Annotated in this window: 15 protein-coding genes; 4 read left to right on the plus strand and 11 right to left on the minus strand. The window is 54.8% G+C overall.

Translation table 11 applies throughout. The features are described 5' to 3' along the window. The 8 genes from HY36_RS16340 to HY36_RS16375 form a co-directional block, all read right to left on the minus strand. Entirely contained in the window at positions 1 to 324 is a 324-nt protein-coding gene (locus HY36_RS16340) for a DUF5076 domain-containing protein (protein WP_162176020.1), read from the minus strand. Further along, a complete protein-coding gene (locus HY36_RS16345) occupies positions 314 to 1,705 on the minus strand; it encodes a pyruvate dehydrogenase complex E1 component subunit beta (RefSeq protein WP_035555148.1) in 1,392 nt (463 codons plus the stop codon). The genes HY36_RS16340 and HY36_RS16345 overlap by 11 nt, the downstream gene beginning before the upstream one ends. Before the next feature lie 55 nt (positions 1,706 to 1,760). Beyond that, entirely contained in the window at positions 1,761 to 2,774 is a 1,014-nt protein-coding gene (gene pdhA, locus HY36_RS16350; protein WP_035555151.1) for a pyruvate dehydrogenase (acetyl-transferring) E1 component subunit alpha, read from the minus strand. 68 nt (positions 2,775 to 2,842) lie between these two features. Further along, entirely contained in the window at positions 2,843 to 3,142 is a 300-nt protein-coding gene (locus tag HY36_RS16355; protein ID WP_035555154.1) for an FtsB family cell division protein, read from the minus strand. Between the two features lie 66 nt (positions 3,143 to 3,208). After that, positions 3,209 to 4,489, minus strand: coding sequence for a phosphopyruvate hydratase (gene eno / locus HY36_RS16360; RefSeq protein WP_035555156.1), 1,281 nt, complete (start codon positions 4,487 to 4,489; stop codon positions 3,209 to 3,211). Between the two features lie 108 nt (positions 4,490 to 4,597). Further along, positions 4,598 to 4,783, minus strand: a complete 186-nt coding sequence (rpmF, locus tag HY36_RS16365; RefSeq protein ID WP_035555369.1) for a 50S ribosomal protein L32 — start codon at positions 4,781 to 4,783, stop codon at positions 4,598 to 4,600. A gap of 128 nt (positions 4,784 to 4,911) precedes the next feature. Further along, complete coding sequence (locus tag HY36_RS16370; protein ID WP_241764246.1) at positions 4,912 to 6,156, minus strand: dipeptidase; 1,245 nt, start codon at positions 6,154 to 6,156, stop codon at positions 4,912 to 4,914. Between the two features lie 229 nt (positions 6,157 to 6,385). Then, positions 6,386 to 7,480: a CaiB/BaiF CoA transferase family protein gene (locus HY36_RS16375; protein WP_035555159.1), complete on the minus strand. Its 1,095-nt coding sequence runs from the start codon at positions 7,478 to 7,480 to the stop codon at positions 6,386 to 6,388. Between the two features lie 182 nt (positions 7,481 to 7,662). On the opposite strand from HY36_RS16375, the gene HY36_RS16380 reads away from it, so the two are divergent. Then, positions 7,663 to 8,853: a hypothetical protein gene (locus HY36_RS16380; RefSeq protein WP_206741222.1), complete on the plus strand. Its 1,191-nt coding sequence runs from the start codon at positions 7,663 to 7,665 to the stop codon at positions 8,851 to 8,853. On the opposite strand, the gene mfd is transcribed toward HY36_RS16380, so the two are convergent. Further along, positions 8,850 to 12,311, minus strand: a complete 3,462-nt coding sequence (mfd, locus tag HY36_RS16385) for a transcription-repair coupling factor (protein ID WP_035555161.1) — start codon at positions 12,309 to 12,311, stop codon at positions 8,850 to 8,852. The genes HY36_RS16380 and mfd overlap by 4 nt on opposite strands. Positions 12,312 to 12,351: 40 nt before the next feature. Then, entirely contained in the window at positions 12,352 to 12,612 is a 261-nt protein-coding gene (locus HY36_RS16390; protein ID WP_051602900.1) for a succinate dehydrogenase assembly factor 2, read from the minus strand. 96 nt (positions 12,613 to 12,708) lie between these two features. Between HY36_RS16390 and recG the strand changes: the two genes are divergently transcribed. After that, positions 12,709 to 14,781 carry an ATP-dependent DNA helicase RecG gene (recG, locus tag HY36_RS16395; protein ID WP_035555374.1) on the plus strand — a complete coding sequence of 691 codons (2,073 nt, stop codon included), beginning with the start codon at positions 12,709 to 12,711 and terminating at the stop codon, positions 14,779 to 14,781. On the opposite strand, the gene HY36_RS16400 is transcribed toward recG, so the two are convergent. Then, positions 14,753 to 15,496, minus strand: a complete 744-nt coding sequence (locus HY36_RS16400) for a DUF502 domain-containing protein (protein WP_081806250.1) — start codon at positions 15,494 to 15,496, stop codon at positions 14,753 to 14,755. The two genes, recG and HY36_RS16400, sit on opposite strands and share 29 nt — an antisense overlap. An 81-nt stretch (positions 15,497 to 15,577) precedes the next feature. Between HY36_RS16400 and HY36_RS16405 the strand changes: the two genes are divergently transcribed. Together HY36_RS16405 and HY36_RS16410 are read left to right on the plus strand one after the other, a co-directional pair. Further along, positions 15,578 to 16,576 (plus strand): phosphotransferase family protein, encoded by a 999-nt coding sequence (locus HY36_RS16405; RefSeq protein WP_081806258.1) that lies wholly within the window; start codon positions 15,578 to 15,580, stop codon positions 16,574 to 16,576. Between the two features lie 31 nt (positions 16,577 to 16,607). Beyond that, the gene (locus HY36_RS16410; protein WP_206741223.1) at positions 16,608 to 16,949 is read left to right on the plus strand and encodes a DUF6285 domain-containing protein; all 342 of its coding nucleotides are present in this window, start codon (positions 16,608 to 16,610) and stop codon (positions 16,947 to 16,949) included. Positions 16,950 to 16,966 lie beyond the last annotated feature (17 nt).

Genomic DNA, 16,966 nt, shown 5'->3' on the forward strand with positions numbered 1-16,966 from the left:
TCAGTCACCCATCTTCTGAACGTCGCCCGGAGACTTCGGGCCGAATTGTATGCGGTTCAGGAAACCAGTCACGATTTCCTTGATGATATCCTCTTTCTCCGGGCCGTCCGGGTGAAGATCCTTGAAGGCATCCGTGACATGCTTTGCGATGTCACCCAAGATAAACCCCCACATGGTTGGTTCTGTCGCGGGATCAGCTGCGTCTCCAACGCGAAGGCTTACATGATCGGTATTGTCGGCAATCCAGAACCGGATCATTTCCTGCGCGGCATCAGCCCCTTCAATAGAGGGAGGGGATTTGAGTTCTCGTATCTCAGTCGACATAGCAAACTCCTCGCGCGGCTTCGACAATGTCATCGGCGTTCGGAAGGCTCATGGCCTCCAGATTTGCCGCATACGGCAGAGGTACATCTTTCTGGTGCACCCGAGCCGGCGGCGCATCAAGATAGTCAAACGCTTCTGCAGTCACGGTTGCGGCAATTTCCGCGCCGATACCGAAGAACCGCCATCCCTCTTCACAGCAAACGATACGGTTGGTCTTCTTTACGCTCTCAATGATCGTGTCGGTATCGAGCGGGCGAATGGTGCGCAGGTCAATAACCTCGGCATCTATCCCCTGCTCTGCCAAGGTCTCAGCAGCTTGCAGCGCAAATCCCACCATTCGCGAGTGCGCAACCAGAGTTACGTCGTTACCGACGCGCTTCACCTTGGCTTTGCCAAGCGGCAAAATGTGATCATCAATATCCGGGACCGGGAAACTGTTGCCGTAGAGGAGTTCATGCTCCAGGAAAACGACCGGGTTCGGATCACGGATAGCTGCCTTGAGAAGACCTTTGGCATCAGCCGCATCATATGGCGCGACTACCTTGAGGCCCGGCACCTGTCCGTACCAAGCAGAATAGTCCTGGCTGTGCTGAGCGCCGACACGTGAAGCTGCGCCGTTTGGCCCGCGGAACACGATTGGACATCCCATCTGACCACCAGACATGTACAGCGTCTTGGCTGCAGAATTGATGATCTGGTCAATCGCCTGCATGGCAAAATTGAACGTCATGAATTCGACGATCGGCTTCAAGCCAGCAAATGCTGCTCCAACGCCCAGACCTGCAAACCCGTGTTCCGTAATCGGCGTGTCTACAACACGCTTCGCACCAAACTCCTGAAGCAGTTCACGCGTCACTTTGTATGCGCCCTGGTACTCTGCGACTTCTTCACCCATGACGAAGACTGACTCGTCACGGCGCATTTCTTCGGCCATCGCATCACGCAAGGCATCGCGCACTGTGGTTTCCGTGAAGGATGTGCCTTCTGGAATGGTTGGGTCAGAAAGAATCGCAGCCTGAGGTTCAGCGGCAGCTTCACTCTCATCGTCAGATTCTTTTGAAGTATTGTGCTCTGCCGCCTCTTTGGACTCGGTCGAAGAGCTTGAAGCGTTTTTCGCCTCTACGGAGGAGGCATCTTCACCGTCTTCCGCAAGCACCGCGATTACCGCGTTCACTTTTACGCCTTCGGTCCCTTCAGGCACCAGGATCTTGGCCAGTGTGCCTTCATCGACGGCTTCTACTTCCATCGTGGCCTTGTCGGTCTCGATTTCCGCAATGACGTCACCGGAAGAGACCGTATCTCCTTCCTTTTTGAGCCATTTCGAAAGAGTGCCTTCCTCCATTGTCGGAGACAGGGCAGGCATGAGAATATCTACGGACATTATTGTGCTCCGAAAAACTGGATCAAGGACTGTCGGGTTTCACAGGCGCCAGACATCAGGCCACCTCGACGTCTTTGAGAACGTCCGTCCACAGTTCCGATGGATCAGGTTCAGGGCTTTCAAGGGAAAAGTCTGCGGCCTCTTTCACGATACCCTTGATTTCCTTGTCTATATCTTTGAGCTCATCTTCGCTCGCATGGCCCTGCTCAAGGAGCTGTGTCTTCAGGCCCTCAATCGGATCATGGTGGGAGCGAATGTCATCGACCTCTTCGCGTTTGCGGTACTTGGCAGGGTCTGACATTGAGTGACCGCGGTAGCGGTAGGTCTTCATTTCCAGAATGTACGGCCCCTTTCCGGAACGCACATACTTGACGGCTTTTTCGCCCGCCGCCCGCACGGCCATGACGTCCATGCCATCTACCTCTTCTCCTTCAATTTCAAAGGAAATGCCGCGCTTGTAGAGCTCAGTTTCTGAGGCGTGACGGGCAACACTCGTACCCATCGCGTACATGTTGTTTTCAATGACATAAACAACCGGAAGGTCCCATAGCGAAGCCATGTTGAACGCTTCGTAAACTTGGCCCTGGTTTGCGGCGCCATCACCGAAATAGGCTACGGCAACGTTGTCCGTGCCGCGATACTTGTTGGCAAATCCGAGGCCCGTGCCGATTGGCACCTGGGCTCCAACGATTCCATGACCACCGTAGAAGTTCTTTTCTTTGGAGAACATATGCATTGAGCCGCCCTTCCCTCGGGAGTAGCCGCCGATGCGTCCTGTCAGTTCTGCCATCACGCCTTTCGGATCCATGTCACAGGCCAGCATGTGCCCATGATCGCGATACCCCGTGATGATCTGGTCACCTTCCTTCAAGCAGGCCTGCATACCCGTCACAACGGCTTCCTGGCCGATATAGAGGTGGCAAAACCCGGCAATCTTTCCCATGCCGTAAAGCTGGCCGGCCTTCTCTTCAAACCGGCGGATCAGGAGCATGTCCCGATAGTATTTCAGCATCTCCGCTTTATTGCCCTTGGAGGGTGCCTTTTTGGTACTTCTAGATTTCGTCGCCATAAATCGCTCCAACCCTTTTGTGGACTTATGTATGCGCGATAACGCAACGACAAGTCAGAACAACTATGTCAATTTGCAGAGCTTGGTTCCGGAGAAAGTAAAACAATCTCGTTCGGATAGACGAAAGCGAGCTTGTCACGCGCCATGGCTTCTACGAAATCTGGGTCTACAGATCCCGGTGTCAGGCGGCGAATATCGGTTTCAAGACGAGCGAGATCCTGCTCAAGATCGGCCAGAACAGCCTTGCGATCCTCAAGCTCCATCTGGGCATCCGACCATCGGCCGAGCCCCTTCTCCCCCGCAAAGGCGTGGTAGGCAAAATACAGGACAAGAAGTGACAGGCCGACAGCCTCGAATCGCGATCTCATGACCTCACCTAAAGGCGGTTTGGTTAAGAGAAAGTGAGCGCCATCGGCCGTGTCAGGTGATGCAAATCAGGCTGCGTTGATGCGGGATCGTCCAGCAAAGATTCCAACAGGCCCCAACTCTTCTTCGATTCGAATCAGTTGGTTGTACTTTGCAATCCGATCAGAGCGGGACAGGGAACCCGTTTTGATCTGACCGCAGTTTGTCGCGACAGCGAGATCCGCAATTGTTGCGTCTTCTGTTTCTCCGGAACGGTGAGACATGACCGCAGTGTAGCCGTGCAAATGGGCTAGTTCCACAGCATCCAAAGTCTCGGACAATGTACCGATTTGGTTGACCTTCACCAGAATAGAGTTGGCCGCGCCTTTTTGGAGACCAATGGAAAGTCGGTCGGGATTGGTTACGAACAGATCGTCACCGACCAGTTGCACTTTGTCGCCAATTGCTTCTGTCAGCGAAACCCAGCCGTCCCAATCGTCTTCGGCCATGCCGTCTTCAATTGAAATGATCGGGTAACGGGCACAAAGATCGGCCAGATAGGCTGCGAACTCGTCAGAACCCAGCGACTTGTTTTCGCCTGCCAGCTCATATTTGCCGTTCTTATAGAATTCGGTCGAAGCGGCGTCCAATGCCAGCGCGATGTCTTCGCCCGGCTTGTAACCGGCCTTCTCGACCGCTTTCATGATGAAGCCAATCGCTTCGTCGGTAGACGCCAGGTTCGGAGCGAATCCGCCCTCATCCCCAACGTTGGTGTTGTGACTGGCTTCGCTCAGCGTCTTCTTCAAAGCGTGGAACACTTCGGCACCCATGCGGACAGAATCAGCGAGGCTCTCCGCGCTGACGGGCATCACCATGAATTCCTGAATATCGATCGGATTGTCCGCGTGCGCACCGCCATTTATGATGTTCATCATAGGTGTTGGCAATACGCGGGCATTGGGTCCGCCGACATAGCGATAGAGCGGCATGGCAGAGCTTTCCGCTGCAGCTTTGGCAAGCGCCATGGAGACCCCCAGAATCGCATTGGCGCCGAGACGCGATTTGTTCTCTGTGCCATCGAGATCGATCATCAACATGTCGATCATGCGTTGCTCAGTGGCGTCCAAACCTGCCAATTCATTGAAAATCTCGCCATTCACGGCGTTTACTGCTTTCAGGACGCCTTTACCGAGATAGCGCTCAGAATCGCCATCGCGTTGCTCATGCGCCTCGTAGGCGCCGGTCGATGCGCCTGAAGGCACTGCGGCGCGGCCAACAGAGCCATCTTCAAGAGTTACATCAACTTCGACTGTCGGATTCCCCCGACTATCCAGAATTTCGCGGGCATGGATGTCGATGATCTCGCTCATGTGTGGCTTTACCTTTGCGCCTGAAACTAAAAAGCGCTCCCTGCTCTGGCAGGAAGCGCTCGAACCCTTAAGCTTGTGCGCCGCAAAGCGCAACAGCAGGACGATTGTTTAGATGTCGTCGCGTGGTTCAAGAACCTGACGACCGCGATATACACCGGTCTTCAGGTCGATGTGGTGCGGGCGGCGCAGCTCACCGGAGTCTGCGTCTTCGATGTATGTGTTCATGTCGAGGCGGTCGTGCGAACGGCGCATGCCGCGACGAGACTTCGAAACTTTACTCTTAGGGACTGCCATAACAGGTATCCGGTAGTTTGGCGCAAAATTGCGCGTGAATTGGAAAGGGGCCTCATACATATCCCCTCGGTCCAATGCAAGACTACATCATCATCGCAGTATGATTTTCTTCAGTCGCCATTATTCGCTCAATTTTGTTTGGCAGCTTCGGCTTGTCGCATGATGCGCAATAGATTTCCGCCCCAAATTTTCTCCAAATCCTCTTTGGAGTAGCCTTCTTCAAGAAGTCGTTCCGTTACCTTTGGAAGATCGGAAACGTCCTCCATGCCGGCAACGCCGCCTCCCCCATCCCAATCTGCTCCCATACCGACATGGTCCGGCCCCACGATCGCAAGTGCGTGTAGCATCTGATCCATGAACACTTCGAACGATGACAGAGGCATGGGATACGTCTCATTGATCTCCTGACGACGCGCCAAATAGCGTTCACGCTCGTTGGAGCTGAGATCGAACGGGGATATTCCGTTAAACTCCTCTGATAGTGCCTCCATTGCCTCAACCCGCTCCGCTGGTGGTTCGAGATCTTCTATATATGCACCAAGAGCATTGATCTGGATAACGCCACCATCCGCCGCGACCTTTCTCAAAAGGTCGTCTGATATGTTTCGCGGATGGTCATACAGACTGCTCACTCCCGTATGAGACAGCACGACAGGCGTTGAGGAGACTTCCATAATGGCCTCGAGCGCTGAATCAGCTGCGTGAGACGCGTCGATCATCATACCCAGCCGGTTCGCTTCCCGAATCAGCTCCTCCCCCAAAGGGGTGAGTCCTCCGAGATCAGATGCGCTGAGATCGGTCGCGCTGTCTGCAAATTGGTTGTCCATAAAGTGGACAGGACCAATCAGGCGAACGCCGCGATTGTAGAACTCTTCGATCATTCCCAGGTCGGTGCCGAGTGGGTAGCTGTTCTCGATGGATTTATAGACGATTTTCTTGCCGGAGGCTGCGATTCTCTCAGCATCATCCGCGGTAGTGGCTAGCTCAAATTCGTTCGGATGCATTTCGATCAGTTGCAGAATTTCATCCGAGCGCTTCAAAGCGGCGAGCTTTGCTGCTTCATATGAGGTCACGTTGAGGGGCCCCTGTGGAGTGTAAATCACCCAAAAGCCGCCATCGAGACCGCCTCGCTCCATCTTGGGAAGATCTACCTGCACGCGCCCCAACTTGGAGGGGTTATCAGCCAGAACATCAAAGTCCGGGTTGGACAGGTTTGCAGGGGTGTCGAGGTGAGAATCTATAACCAGCAAGGCATGGTGCAGTTCCCGATAATTTTGCTCCGCAACGTCGTACCCCTCATCACGCTCAGGAGCTGAGGGGCTGCCGCACGCAGCCAAGAGAAGCGCACTCATTAATGGGATCAATTTCTTCATAAGAACTCGCTGGTTTCTGACTTGCTTCTTGCAGACTAAGGAGCGAGGGCCTCGGCGCAAGAAAAAGGATCGCCCCGCAGGGCGATCAAGGTCAGCAAGAAGGACGTTGAGCAGCAATCCCGGCTAACTGCCGGCACATGTGCTCAACGCCATGATTGTTAGCAGAACGAAACTGAATGAATCGGAATGCTTTCGGTTGTGTTGTGTTCATCTTTCAGGCGAGCTGAAGTCAGGTAATTCCCCAGTCACGCAGGATTTCGTCGGAATGTTCGCCCAGGCCGGCTGGTCGTCCTTGAATGGCGCCCGGTGTCGCCGAGAAGCGTGGCGCTGGCGCTGGCTGGACCACGCCCTCAACCTCAACGAAAGTTTGTCGATCGACATTGTGCTGGTGATGAGGTGCTTCGGACATGGACAACACCGGTGCGAAACAAATATCCGTCCCTTCCATGATCTCGCACCACTCGTCGCGAGTCTTGGTCTTGAAGACAGTCTTGATTTTTTCTTTCAGGCTTGGCCACTTCGATCGATCCATCTGTGCCTGGAATTCGGGATCTGTAAGGCCGGCCTTCTCGACAAGCAGAGCGTAGAATTGCGGCTCAATAGAGCCGATGGAGACCCACTTACCGTCTGCGCACTCGTACGTGTCATAGAAATGCGCGCCGCCATCCAACAGGTTCGCCTCACGGTCATCAGTCCAGAGGCCCATCGCCTTCATGCCGTAGAACATTGTCGCCAGCGACGCCGCGCCGTCCGACATCGCCACATCCACGACTTGCCCCTCGCCGCCATTCTTTACGTTCATCAAACCTGCGAGAAGACCCATGGCGAGATACAGAGCGCCTCCCCCATAGTCGCCAACCAGATTGAGCGGCGGTCGAGGTCGACCATCGCCGTCACCCATCGCGTGAAGCGCACCTGTAATGGCAATGTAGTTCAAGTCATGGCCAGCAGAATGCGACAGGGCCCCGGTTTGGCCCCAGCCGGTCATCCGCCCGTAGACCAGCTTGGGATTGCGCGCGAGAACTACATCTGGTCCGAGGCCGTTGCGCTCCATCACGCCAGGTCGAAACCCTTCGATGAGACCGTCAGCTTTCTCTAGCAGTTTCAACGCCGTCTCGACGTCAGCCGGATCCTTCAGGTTCAACCCAATTGAGCGTCGACCACGGCCCATGACATCGGCAGCTCGCCCTGGCCGGCCATCACCTTTGCGATCGATACGTATAACGTCAGCGCCAAGATCAGACAGGAGCATGCCGCAAAATGGTCCGGGGCCGATACCTGCGAATTCCACAATCTTCACGCCGTTAAGCGGTCCTTGAGCCATGATATTCCTACCCTTTGTCTAATCTCTCGAGGTCAATTTAGCGGATCATTAAGCCGACGAGTCGCAAAAGGAAGGGGTATCGCAACGTCGACTCCCGCAATCTTTTGAGCTTTATGAATCATCTCGCATATCTAGACCCACCAATCGAAGTCTTGGCATCCAGCCCCCGACTGGAGATGATCATGTCGCGGTTGAAGGTAGGGCGTGTCAGGCCCTTCAAGGCGGATGCGCCTCTATCTTGCCAGTCGACAGACGCTCTACTCATCGACACGGCAAGCATTGACAATGACATCCTCGATGAGGCTATCGCACAAATAGGCGCTTCTCTGCGTCCAGTCATGGTGCTTGGAGACGCCTCTGTTGCGAGTTGTTTCGAGAACGCGGTGGTCATTCCACGAGATCGCGATCTGCCTGTACTGCGGGGACGCCTTGAGGCGATCTCTCGCCGCACAAACCGTCTTTCTGAACTCAAGCTTCGTACGGAATCCGCCTCAGCGTTTGGAATTGCATTGCCGCTGCCGACATTCGAAGTTGTACCGGACATTCTCTACCTTGGAGACGGATCAGCTCGTTTTTTGGCTCTTCAAGCCAATCTCGCGGAGCATGGCATGTCACTAACGGCGGCATTCAGTGTTCGTACCGCCGCTGATTACGCCGAGCAGAAACAGTTCTCAGCAATCCTGATCGATGTGACGCAAGAGTCACAACATCTCGACCAGATAGCGGGCTGGCTTTCAAAACTTGCCTCAACTTTCTCGGACGTTCCGCTGCTTGGTCTCGTGGGCGAAGGATTGTTTCCATCTCCCACTTTCCACGACTTGATTAGCTGTCTCTCCCACGTATTTGACCACACTGTAGACGCCAGGGAGCTGGCCAAGCATGTGGAATTGTATGGACGACGGGATGCGGGATGTGGAGCAACTGCTGAAAACGCAGCGAATGTTCCGGAGTTTCTGGACGGCGACACAAAGCTATTCTCGGAACAATTCCTGCGCACGCACCTCTCCAAACAAATTGCCTTTTCGAAGGAGTATGGAACCACGTTGAGTCTGCTTGCACTTGCTGATCCAAACGGCGCAGGACTTACGAGTGATGAGCGCAAGCAAGTGGCTCAACTTTTGTTGAGCGCGTTGAGAGAATCCGATCTTCCTAGCCTTCTTGGTTCGGATGCCTTCGTGATAAGCTTGCCGGCAACCGGCTATAAAGGCGCTGTACTCATCAGTGAACGTATTATGCAGTCGCTCGCAAGTTCGTCGCCAAAACTAGCGCAGCAATTGGGATGGAGGATTGCGGAGGCACGCGCTTATCATGATGCCCCCGTACTTCTGTCTGAAGTTACATCGGGTGTCTTTCAACAGAACCGTGTGGGCTAAGCAGGTACAAGGCCAGCAGCGGCTTCAAGCTCCTTGAGAAACTTGCGAATGCCGGCGAGCCGTTCTTCCGGTGTGCCGCCGAGACCAGAATGAACCAGTTTGGAATCCGGTCTGATGCGAATCTGTGACGGGCGACTGCGCACAACATCAAGCAATCGGGCCGGATCAAGAATGGTATCTTCACGGAAAGCAAACACCGCGCCCTTCTGGCCCGCATCGAGTTTGGAGATGCCCAAGGATTTACATTGCACCTTGATTGCAGTCACTTCCAACAACTGCTTGGTCTCTTCCGGCATTGGGCCGAACCGATCAATAAGCTCAGCGGCGAAAGATTCTCTCTCAGACGCAGTCGCGATCTCTGACAGCCGTCTATAAAGGGAAAGCCGGATATTCAGGTCTTCGACATATGTTTCCGGAATCAGGACGGCAGCGCCAGTATTGATCTGCGGCGACCAGTCATCGGCGAATTCCTCATCGTCCTTTGCTCCAGACTTCAGCGCATTCACCGCGTCTTCAAGCATCGATTGATAAAGCTCTACCCCAACTTCCTTCACGTGGCCCGACTGTTGATCGCCAAGCAAATTACCGGAGCCTCGCATGTCGAGATCATGACTCGCGAGTTGGAACCCGGCTCCTAGGGAGTCCAGTGATTGGAGGATTTTCAGACGACGATCTGCCGTTTCGGTAATAACCTTGTCGCGCGGTGTGGTGAAATATGCATAGGCACGAAGTTTTGAGCGCCCGACACGGCCGCGTAACTGATACAGCTGGGCCAGACCAAACATGTCTGCGCGGTGGATGATCAGCGTATTTGCGCGCGGAATGTCCAACCCACTCTCCACGATGGTCGTCGATAACAGAACATCATACTTGCCTTCGTAGAAAGCTGTCATGATGTCTTCCAGCTCTCCGGCGGCCATTTGTCCGTGTGCAACGATGAATGAAACCTCTGGAACATTATCGCGCAAGAACCGCTCGAGTTTATCAAGATCCTGAATTCGCGGAGCCACAAAGAATGCCTGGCCACCGCGATACTTTTCCCGAAGCAAGGCTTCGCGCAACGTAACAGTATCTTCTTCTGTTATGTAAGTGCGCACAGACAAGCGATCTACTGGTGGCGTCGCAATGATTGAAAGATCTCGAATCCCCGTCAATGCCATTTGCAAGGTTCGCGGAATTGGGGTCGCTGACAAGGTCAGGACGTGTACGTCAGCCTTCAGTTCTTTCAGGCGCTCTTTGTGCTTAACGCCAAAGCGCTGCTCTTCGTCAACGATCAACAAGCCAAGCCGCTTGAACTCAATGCTCTTGGTAAGGAGCGCGTGTGTTCCTACAACGACATCGACGCTGCCATCAGCTAAACCGTCTCGGGTTTCCGCAGCCTCTTTCGCGCCAACCAGGCGAGACAGTTGTCGAACCTTGAGTGGCCATCCTGCAAAGCGCTCGGCAAATGTTTTGTAGTGCTGTCTTGCGAGAAGTGTTGTGGGCGCGATAACAGCTACCTGCTTGCCGCTCATCGCTGCGACAAACGCTCCGCGTAGAGCTACCTCGGTCTTCCCAAAACCAACATCTCCACACACCAACCGGTCCATAGGGCGGCCTGACGCCAGATCACCTATAACATCTTCGATCGCGTTCAGCTGATCGTCGGTTTCCTCATACGGGAAACGCGCAGCGAATTCTTCATACAGTCCCTGCCCGGCGTTCACAGCTTCGGCACGTTTCAGCTCACGCGCCGCCGCGATGTTCATAAGCTCTGCGGCCATCTCAAGAATGCGCTTCTTGGCTTTGGCTTTGCGTGTCTGCCAGCCAGCTCCGCCGAGCCGATCCAGCTGGTTCTCTGCATCCTCCGACCCGTAACGACTGATCAGGTCGATATTTTCCACGGGCAGGAAAATCGTGTCGCCGCCTGCATACTCAAGATGCAGGCAGTCATGCGGGGCGCCGGTCAGGTCGAGTGTCTTCAGCCCTACATAACGGCCAACACCATGATCGATATGAACAATCAGATCACCGGGATTGAGTGCAGCAGCATCCGAGATGAAATTCGCGGTCTTCCGTTTCCGCCGAGGCGCAGCAAGCCTGTCACCCAGAATGTCTGCCTCAGAAATAACGGCAACATCCGGTGTCTCAAAGCCAGCTTCGAGGGGAATCTCAACAACCGTAAAATCGGTCTTTCGAGCCGCCTCCAAGGAATGAACCAACGCTAGGTCAGTCAAACCATGATCCGCCATCACGTTGATCAATCGGTCTGCTGACCCAGTGGACCAGGCAGCAAATACGACGGGTCTGTTTGAGGACTGGAGCCGCTTGGCATGCGCAATAGCGGCTTCAAAGATATTGATATCTGCATGAAGCCGCTCAGGCGCAAAGTCCCGCCCGGGACGGGCTTGCAAATCGAAGGCTTCGGCGCTTGGCTCAGACGGGTAAAAACGTGCGGTCGCGCGTGAGGCTAAGCCTGCCTCCAATTCTCTCGGTGTCAGATAAAGTTCTTCAGGCGGAAGCACTTTTGCCTTCCGAACGTCGCCTTCACCGGCTTCGAGCCGCGCCGCATGATAGTCTTCTGCTTGCGACAAGCGCTCTGCTGCAGCTTCTCCAGCAAGGTGGCCCATGCCTATGAGAGGATCTTCTCCAATGTAGTCAAAGAGCGTCTCCATGTGGTCGTGGAACAGAGGCAACCAACCTTCGACGCCTTGCCGACGGATCGACGCCCGGGCCGCTTCGTAAGCTGGATCACCCGATGGCGGACCAAATACGGCGAGATACTTCTCACGAAACCGTGCGAGCACGTCATCATCAAAGAGGATTTCACTGACAGGTGCAAACGCAACGCTTTTCGCATCACCGGTAGATCGCTGCGTCTCGGTATCGAAAGTGCGCAGCGTCTCCAGGGTATCGCCAAAGAAGTCCAATCTGTAAGGCTCAGGGGATGTCGGCGGGAAAATGTCGATGATACCACCCCGAATTGCGAACTCACCTTGCTCCCGCACTGTGCTCGAACGGAGGTAGCCATTCACGGCAAGGTAATCTGTCAGGTCTTTCTGGTTCACAGATTCGCCAAGCCTAACCGCGAATGACGATCTACGCAGCACGCTGACCGGTGGCACTCGCTGAACAAGCGATGAGGCTGTGGTGACGATCAGAATCGCCCCTTGACTTGGCTCGTATCTAGAGAGGCGGGCCAGTGCAGCGCATCGACGTGCCGCGACACCTGCCGTTGGGCTGACACGGTCGTATGGAAGCGTATCCCAGCTTGGCAAGTCGACCTGTTCGAGCCTTGGCGAAGCGAATTGTGCAACGCGGCGAGCTGTGGCAGCGGTCTTGTCGTCTCGCGCTATGTATACACCCACGCCGCCACGGGCTTCCAAGGCGGCACAAAAGGATATCAAATCCGCGCCGAATGGCGCTCCCGACAGCGCGGCGGGACCGCTGAGGGATTTCAATAGCTGTACAGGGGTCATTGGCACGCTTGTATTCGGCTGGATCTTGGTGTTCGCGGAGTTAACCGCCCTGCGCGACGTACCGGAATGCGATCAGTTGGTCCAGCACGGGCCCCCGCTGGGATTCAGGCACAGGTGTCTGTCCGATCAGCCATGCATAGACTTCCCAGTCAGGAACTCCGAGCAGCTTCTCAAACTCGTCCAGACCGGCCTCGTCAAGTTCACCGATGTGAGCATCAGCAAATGAGCCCATGAGCAGGTCCATTTCGCGGAATCCGCGCCGCCAAGCCCTGAATTTGAGTTTTCGGCGACGAGTGTCCATGCCGGTCTCCTTATGCGTTGATCCCCATATAGAACACGCAGTCAGAATAAACAGCGACGATTGTGCACCCGTCTGCGCCCGCCTAATCTGGCGACGATGCGCGACGAACGACTCTTTTCCCTGTTTGAAGGCCTCGATAGCCTCAATGGCGTCGGCCCGAAGCTGAAGCCCGTGCTTGAGCGACTCGTCGGCGGAGACACTGTTTGGGATCTGTTGCTGCATCTCCCCGAACGCTGGGTGGACCGCCGGGTGAAAGACAGCATTGATGACGCGGTAATCGGCGAGGTGGCGACTTTGCGCGGTGAAGTTCATGCCTACAACGCCCCCTATTCTGAGCGATCCCCTCACAAGATCGTGCTGTTTGATGGCACCGGCTTTCTTACCCTGGCATTCTTCCGGGCTGACGGGCGCTGGTTGCAAGGGCAGTTTCCAATCGGAAAAGAGCGGGTCGTCTCAGGCATGGTGGAAGAGTTTCAGGGCGAACGCCAGATGACGCACCCTGATCACATAGTGGATCCTGCCAAGGGACAGATGCCACCTCCTGTCGAACCCATCTATGGACTCACAGCTGGCCTGACGAACAAGCGGGTCCATGGATTCGCGGTTCAGGCCTTAGACTACATTGCAGATGATTTACCTGAATGGGCCGACACTGAACTCGTAAAGGCGAGGAGCTGGCCGGACTTCAAGACAGCGCTCACTCGTCTTCACGCGCCTCTCGAATACGATCTGGAGTTGTTTGAACTATGTCGGCAACGACTCGCATATGACGAGGCATTGGCTCGTGAGTCGGCATTTGCGCTTGCCCGCGCGAGCAGAGCGAAACGCGCATCGCCGTCGGTTCCGGTGAACAGCGAGACCCACGCCAAGTTGCTTCAGGCATTGCCATACAAGCCAACAGGCGCCCAATTCCGAGCGTTCGACCAGATATCCAAAGACATGGCCTCCACGTCACCCATGAGGCGAATGTTACAAGGCGATGTGGGCGCGGGCAAAACGCTTGTCAGTGCTATGGCGGCCGTGCAGGCTGCGAGTGCTGGATTTCAAACCGCCTTCATGTCACCTACCGAAGTACTCGCTCGTCAACAGTTCGAGACGATGGATCGTCTATTGTCGCCGCTTGGATATTCGGTAGCGGCGCTAACGGGCCGCGACAAGGCAAGGACGCGCGAAGGCATACTCATGGGACTCGCAGATGGAAGCATTGATGTTGTGTCCGGCACCCAATCCTTGTTCCAGCAGTCGGTCAGTTTCCGTAATCTCGGTCTCGTCATTGTAGATGAACAGCACAGATTTGGCGTCGCAGACCGGATGAAACTCGCCGGCAAGGCGCTAAGCCCACACATGCTCGTCATGAGCGCGACGCCTATCCCGAGAACCCTCGCCCAAGCTGTACATGGCGATCTGGACGTTTCCATTCTCGACGAAAAACCAGCAGGGCGCGTGCCAGTGGAAACGCGCGCCGTGCCAGACACACGTCTTGACGAAGTGGTGGGCGCAATCGGGCGCGCTATCAGGCGTGGTGAGCGTGCATTCTGGGTTTGCCCTAAAGTTGATATCGATGACGATGATTCAACCGCGGTTGGCCGTCATGCCGCGTTATGCGACCAATTGAACGTTCCAGTCGGCTTGGTGCACGGGCGCATGAAGCCCGCAGAGAAAGACGCTGCTCTTGAAGATTTTCGCTTGGGACACACCAAGCTTCTGGTTGCCACCACCGTGATTGAAGTTGGCGTTGATGTGCCGGAAGCGACTATCATGGTTATCGAGCGCGCTGAGGGGTTTGGACTGGCTCAGCTTCACCAACTAAGAGGACGCGTAGGGCGTGGAGATCGCCCATCATTCTGCATTCTCCTATACCGACCACCATTGGGAGAAACGGCGCATGAGCGCCTGGACACGCTCCGTCGCACGGAGGACGGGTTCGAGATAGCGGAAGCTGATTTCAAGCTTCGCGGGCCGGGTGATATGCTGGGCCTGAAACAAGCTGGAGCAACCGACTATCGTATTCTGGATCTGGCCCGCCATTCGACTTTGTTGGAGATCGCAAAGAAGGACGCTGAATCCATTGTATCAAAAGATCCTGAACTCGCGGGGCCACGAGGCGGGGCACTCAGACTGGTTCGGGAGCTGCTCACTCCTAGGCTTCAGGCTCCAACTTCTGATTAGCAGAATCGCTCTCGCTCGAGTCTGCTGTATCGACATCCTTCACAGGCAAATGCTCTGGCACAACCAATCCTGCGGACAAGATCATCTTGGCCCCCTCCTCCACTGTCATATCGAGGCGCACGACCTCAGATGCCTCCACATACATCAGGAAGCCTGAAGTTGGATTTGGTGTCGTCGGAACGAAGACGCCAATAAAAGCTGGTCCAAGGACGCTTCTCAATTCTCCCTTTGCCGGGCTGGACACGAATCCGAGGCACCAAGTTCCTTTTTTGGGATACTCGATTAGGACGCATTCGCTGAATTGCTCGGTGTTGTTGCTAGCGAACACTTCAACCAATTGCTTGAAAGCAGAATAAACCGACCTGACAAACGGAACTCGGCTCAAAATTCGATCGGCCAGCCCGATCACCGACCGTCCGATCAGATTGGTAGCAATTCCGCCCAGTACTGTCAGGAACACGATCAGCACGATCAGGCCAAAGCCTGGAACCGCGTAATTGAGATAGGTTTCCGGCTTCAAGGCCGCTGGTAAAAGCGGAACCACGCGCTTGTCGATTTCGCTGATCAGGAATTGAAGGATCAGGAATGTAACAACGACCGGCAAGGCGATGAACATGCCGGCGAAGAAGCGCCCACGCAGCCAGCCGAAAAAGCTTAGCCGCGGCGGCTTGTCTTGTGGGAGCAGACCGTAGTCTTTCTTCTTCGATTTCGACATCAAATTAATCCTGGTGTGACACCACAAGGTGACTTGGCGTTACGCCTTGGCGTGATGGGGGTTCCGCGCGATTGTGACAAGATGGGTAGACAAGATGACATTCTAAAGGGCCTACAGGACTGGGCCGGGCAATTTTACGGCAGTGGCGCGACTGTTGAGCGGCTGGTTCGCCTGTCAGGAGGTGCCAGTCAAGAGACGTGGAGCCTCGACGTCGAGCATTCCGGCATTGTGGACGAACTGATTCTCAGGCGCGTTCCGGGCGGAGTGAGCGTCGCGCGCAATTCCGAAGCGATAGATCTCGGCACTGAAGCAAAGCTTCTGGGATGTGCTGAACATACGGTGCCCACCCCCAAAGTGCTTAAGGTATTCGATCCGAGCAGCGAGATCGGAGAAGCATTTCTGATGAATAGAATTGCTGGCCAAACCATCGCCAGAAAAATTCTACGAGACGACGTCTATGAGAATGCTCGGCAGTGTTTAACCGCCCAGTGCGGGAAAGCACTCTCTGGTATTCACGCAATTCCAATCGAGCGGCTACCAACACTTCCGAAAAGTGGGGGTCTGGATCAGTTGGCCAAGTACGAAACCATCTATCGCGGCTTTGACATCCCTCGTCCAGTTTTCGAGCTGACAATGGCTTGGCTAAAGAAGAACCAACCTCAACCTGTTGATCCAGTTCTGGTTCATGGTGATTTCAGACTTGGCAATCTTATCGTGAACGAACATGGCTTGGCTGCAGTACTCGATTGGGAACTCGCACATCTCGGCGACCCTAGAGAGGATATTGCTTGGCTATGTGTGAATTCCTGGAGGTTTGGGCAGTCGCAAAATCGCGTGGGAGGTTTTGGTCATCTGAACGAGTTGCTAGATGCCTATGAGGCATCGGGGGGGCAGAATTTCGCAGCAGATCAGATCGATTGGTGGGAAATTCTGGGCAGCCTCAAATGGGGCATCATGTGCATGATCATGTACGAAGCATTCCGGTCAGGTTCCGATCCAAGCGTGGAACGCGCCGCTATTGGACGGCGAGTATCGGAAACTGAAATCGACCTCCTGAATTTGCTGGAAACGAGAGCCTGAACTTATGCATGACGCGCCATCCCAGAAGGAAATGATCGCTGCCGTGAAGGCCTTTATCGACGACACAGCCATGCCCAACCTCAAAGGCCACGCAGCTTTTCATGCGCGAGTTGCTTCAAATGTTCTGGCAACCGTATTGCGGGAACTTGAAATTCGGCCGCTGGCAGAAAACGATGAGCGCGAAAGACTGTCATCGCTTTTGAACGCCGACCAAAACATGACGATATCAGAATTGAATTTGAAGTTGTGCGAGCTGTTGAGGCAAGGCGAATTGGGACTCGATACACCCGGATTGCTCGAGCACCTCAAAACGACCACAATTGCGCAGTTGTCTATAGACCAACCAAACTATTCTGGTTTGCCGTCCGACTGACTTGCGGCGATGCCGCT

It is taken from the genome of Hyphomonas atlantica corrig., from assembly GCF_000682715.1.
Taxonomy (GTDB): domain Bacteria; phylum Pseudomonadota; class Alphaproteobacteria; order Caulobacterales; family Hyphomonadaceae; genus Hyphomonas; species Hyphomonas atlantica.

What these genes read in the sequence shown, in the direction of transcription:
- HY36_RS16340 (WP_162176020.1), bottom strand. Translation starts at nt 324, where the DNA reads ATGTCGACTGAGATACGAGAACTCAAATCCCCTCCCTCTATTGAAGGG.
- HY36_RS16345 (WP_035555148.1), bottom strand. Translation starts at nt 1,705, where the DNA reads ATGTCCGTAGATATTCTCATGCCTGCCCTGTCTCCGACAATGGAGGAA.
- pdhA (WP_035555151.1), bottom strand. Translation starts at nt 2,774, where the DNA reads ATGGCGACGAAATCTAGAAGTACCAAAAAGGCACCCTCCAAGGGCAAT.
- HY36_RS16355 (WP_035555154.1), bottom strand. Translation starts at nt 3,142, where the DNA reads ATGAGATCGCGATTCGAGGCTGTCGGCCTGTCACTTCTTGTCCTGTAT.
- eno (WP_035555156.1), bottom strand. Translation starts at nt 4,489, where the DNA reads ATGAGCGAGATCATCGACATCCATGCCCGCGAAATTCTGGATAGTCGG.
- rpmF (WP_035555369.1), bottom strand. Translation starts at nt 4,783, where the DNA reads ATGGCAGTCCCTAAGAGTAAAGTTTCGAAGTCTCGTCGCGGCATGCGC.
- HY36_RS16370 (WP_241764246.1), bottom strand. Translation starts at nt 6,156, where the DNA reads ATGAAGAAATTGATCCCATTAATGAGTGCGCTTCTCTTGGCTGCGTGC.
- HY36_RS16375 (WP_035555159.1), bottom strand. Translation starts at nt 7,480, where the DNA reads ATGGCTCAAGGACCGCTTAACGGCGTGAAGATTGTGGAATTCGCAGGT.
- HY36_RS16380 (WP_206741222.1), top strand. Translation starts at nt 7,663, where the DNA reads ATGTCGCGGTTGAAGGTAGGGCGTGTCAGGCCCTTCAAGGCGGATGCG.
- mfd (WP_035555161.1), bottom strand. Translation starts at nt 12,311, where the DNA reads ATGACCCCTGTACAGCTATTGAAATCCCTCAGCGGTCCCGCCGCGCTG.
- HY36_RS16390 (WP_051602900.1), bottom strand. Translation starts at nt 12,612, where the DNA reads ATGGACACTCGTCGCCGAAAACTCAAATTCAGGGCTTGGCGGCGCGGA.
- recG (WP_035555374.1), top strand. Translation starts at nt 12,709, where the DNA reads ATGCGCGACGAACGACTCTTTTCCCTGTTTGAAGGCCTCGATAGCCTC.
- HY36_RS16400 (WP_081806250.1), bottom strand. Translation starts at nt 15,496, where the DNA reads ATGTCGAAATCGAAGAAGAAAGACTACGGTCTGCTCCCACAAGACAAG.
- HY36_RS16405 (WP_081806258.1), top strand. Translation starts at nt 15,578, where the DNA reads ATGGGTAGACAAGATGACATTCTAAAGGGCCTACAGGACTGGGCCGGG.
- HY36_RS16410 (WP_206741223.1), top strand. Translation starts at nt 16,608, where the DNA reads ATGATCGCTGCCGTGAAGGCCTTTATCGACGACACAGCCATGCCCAAC.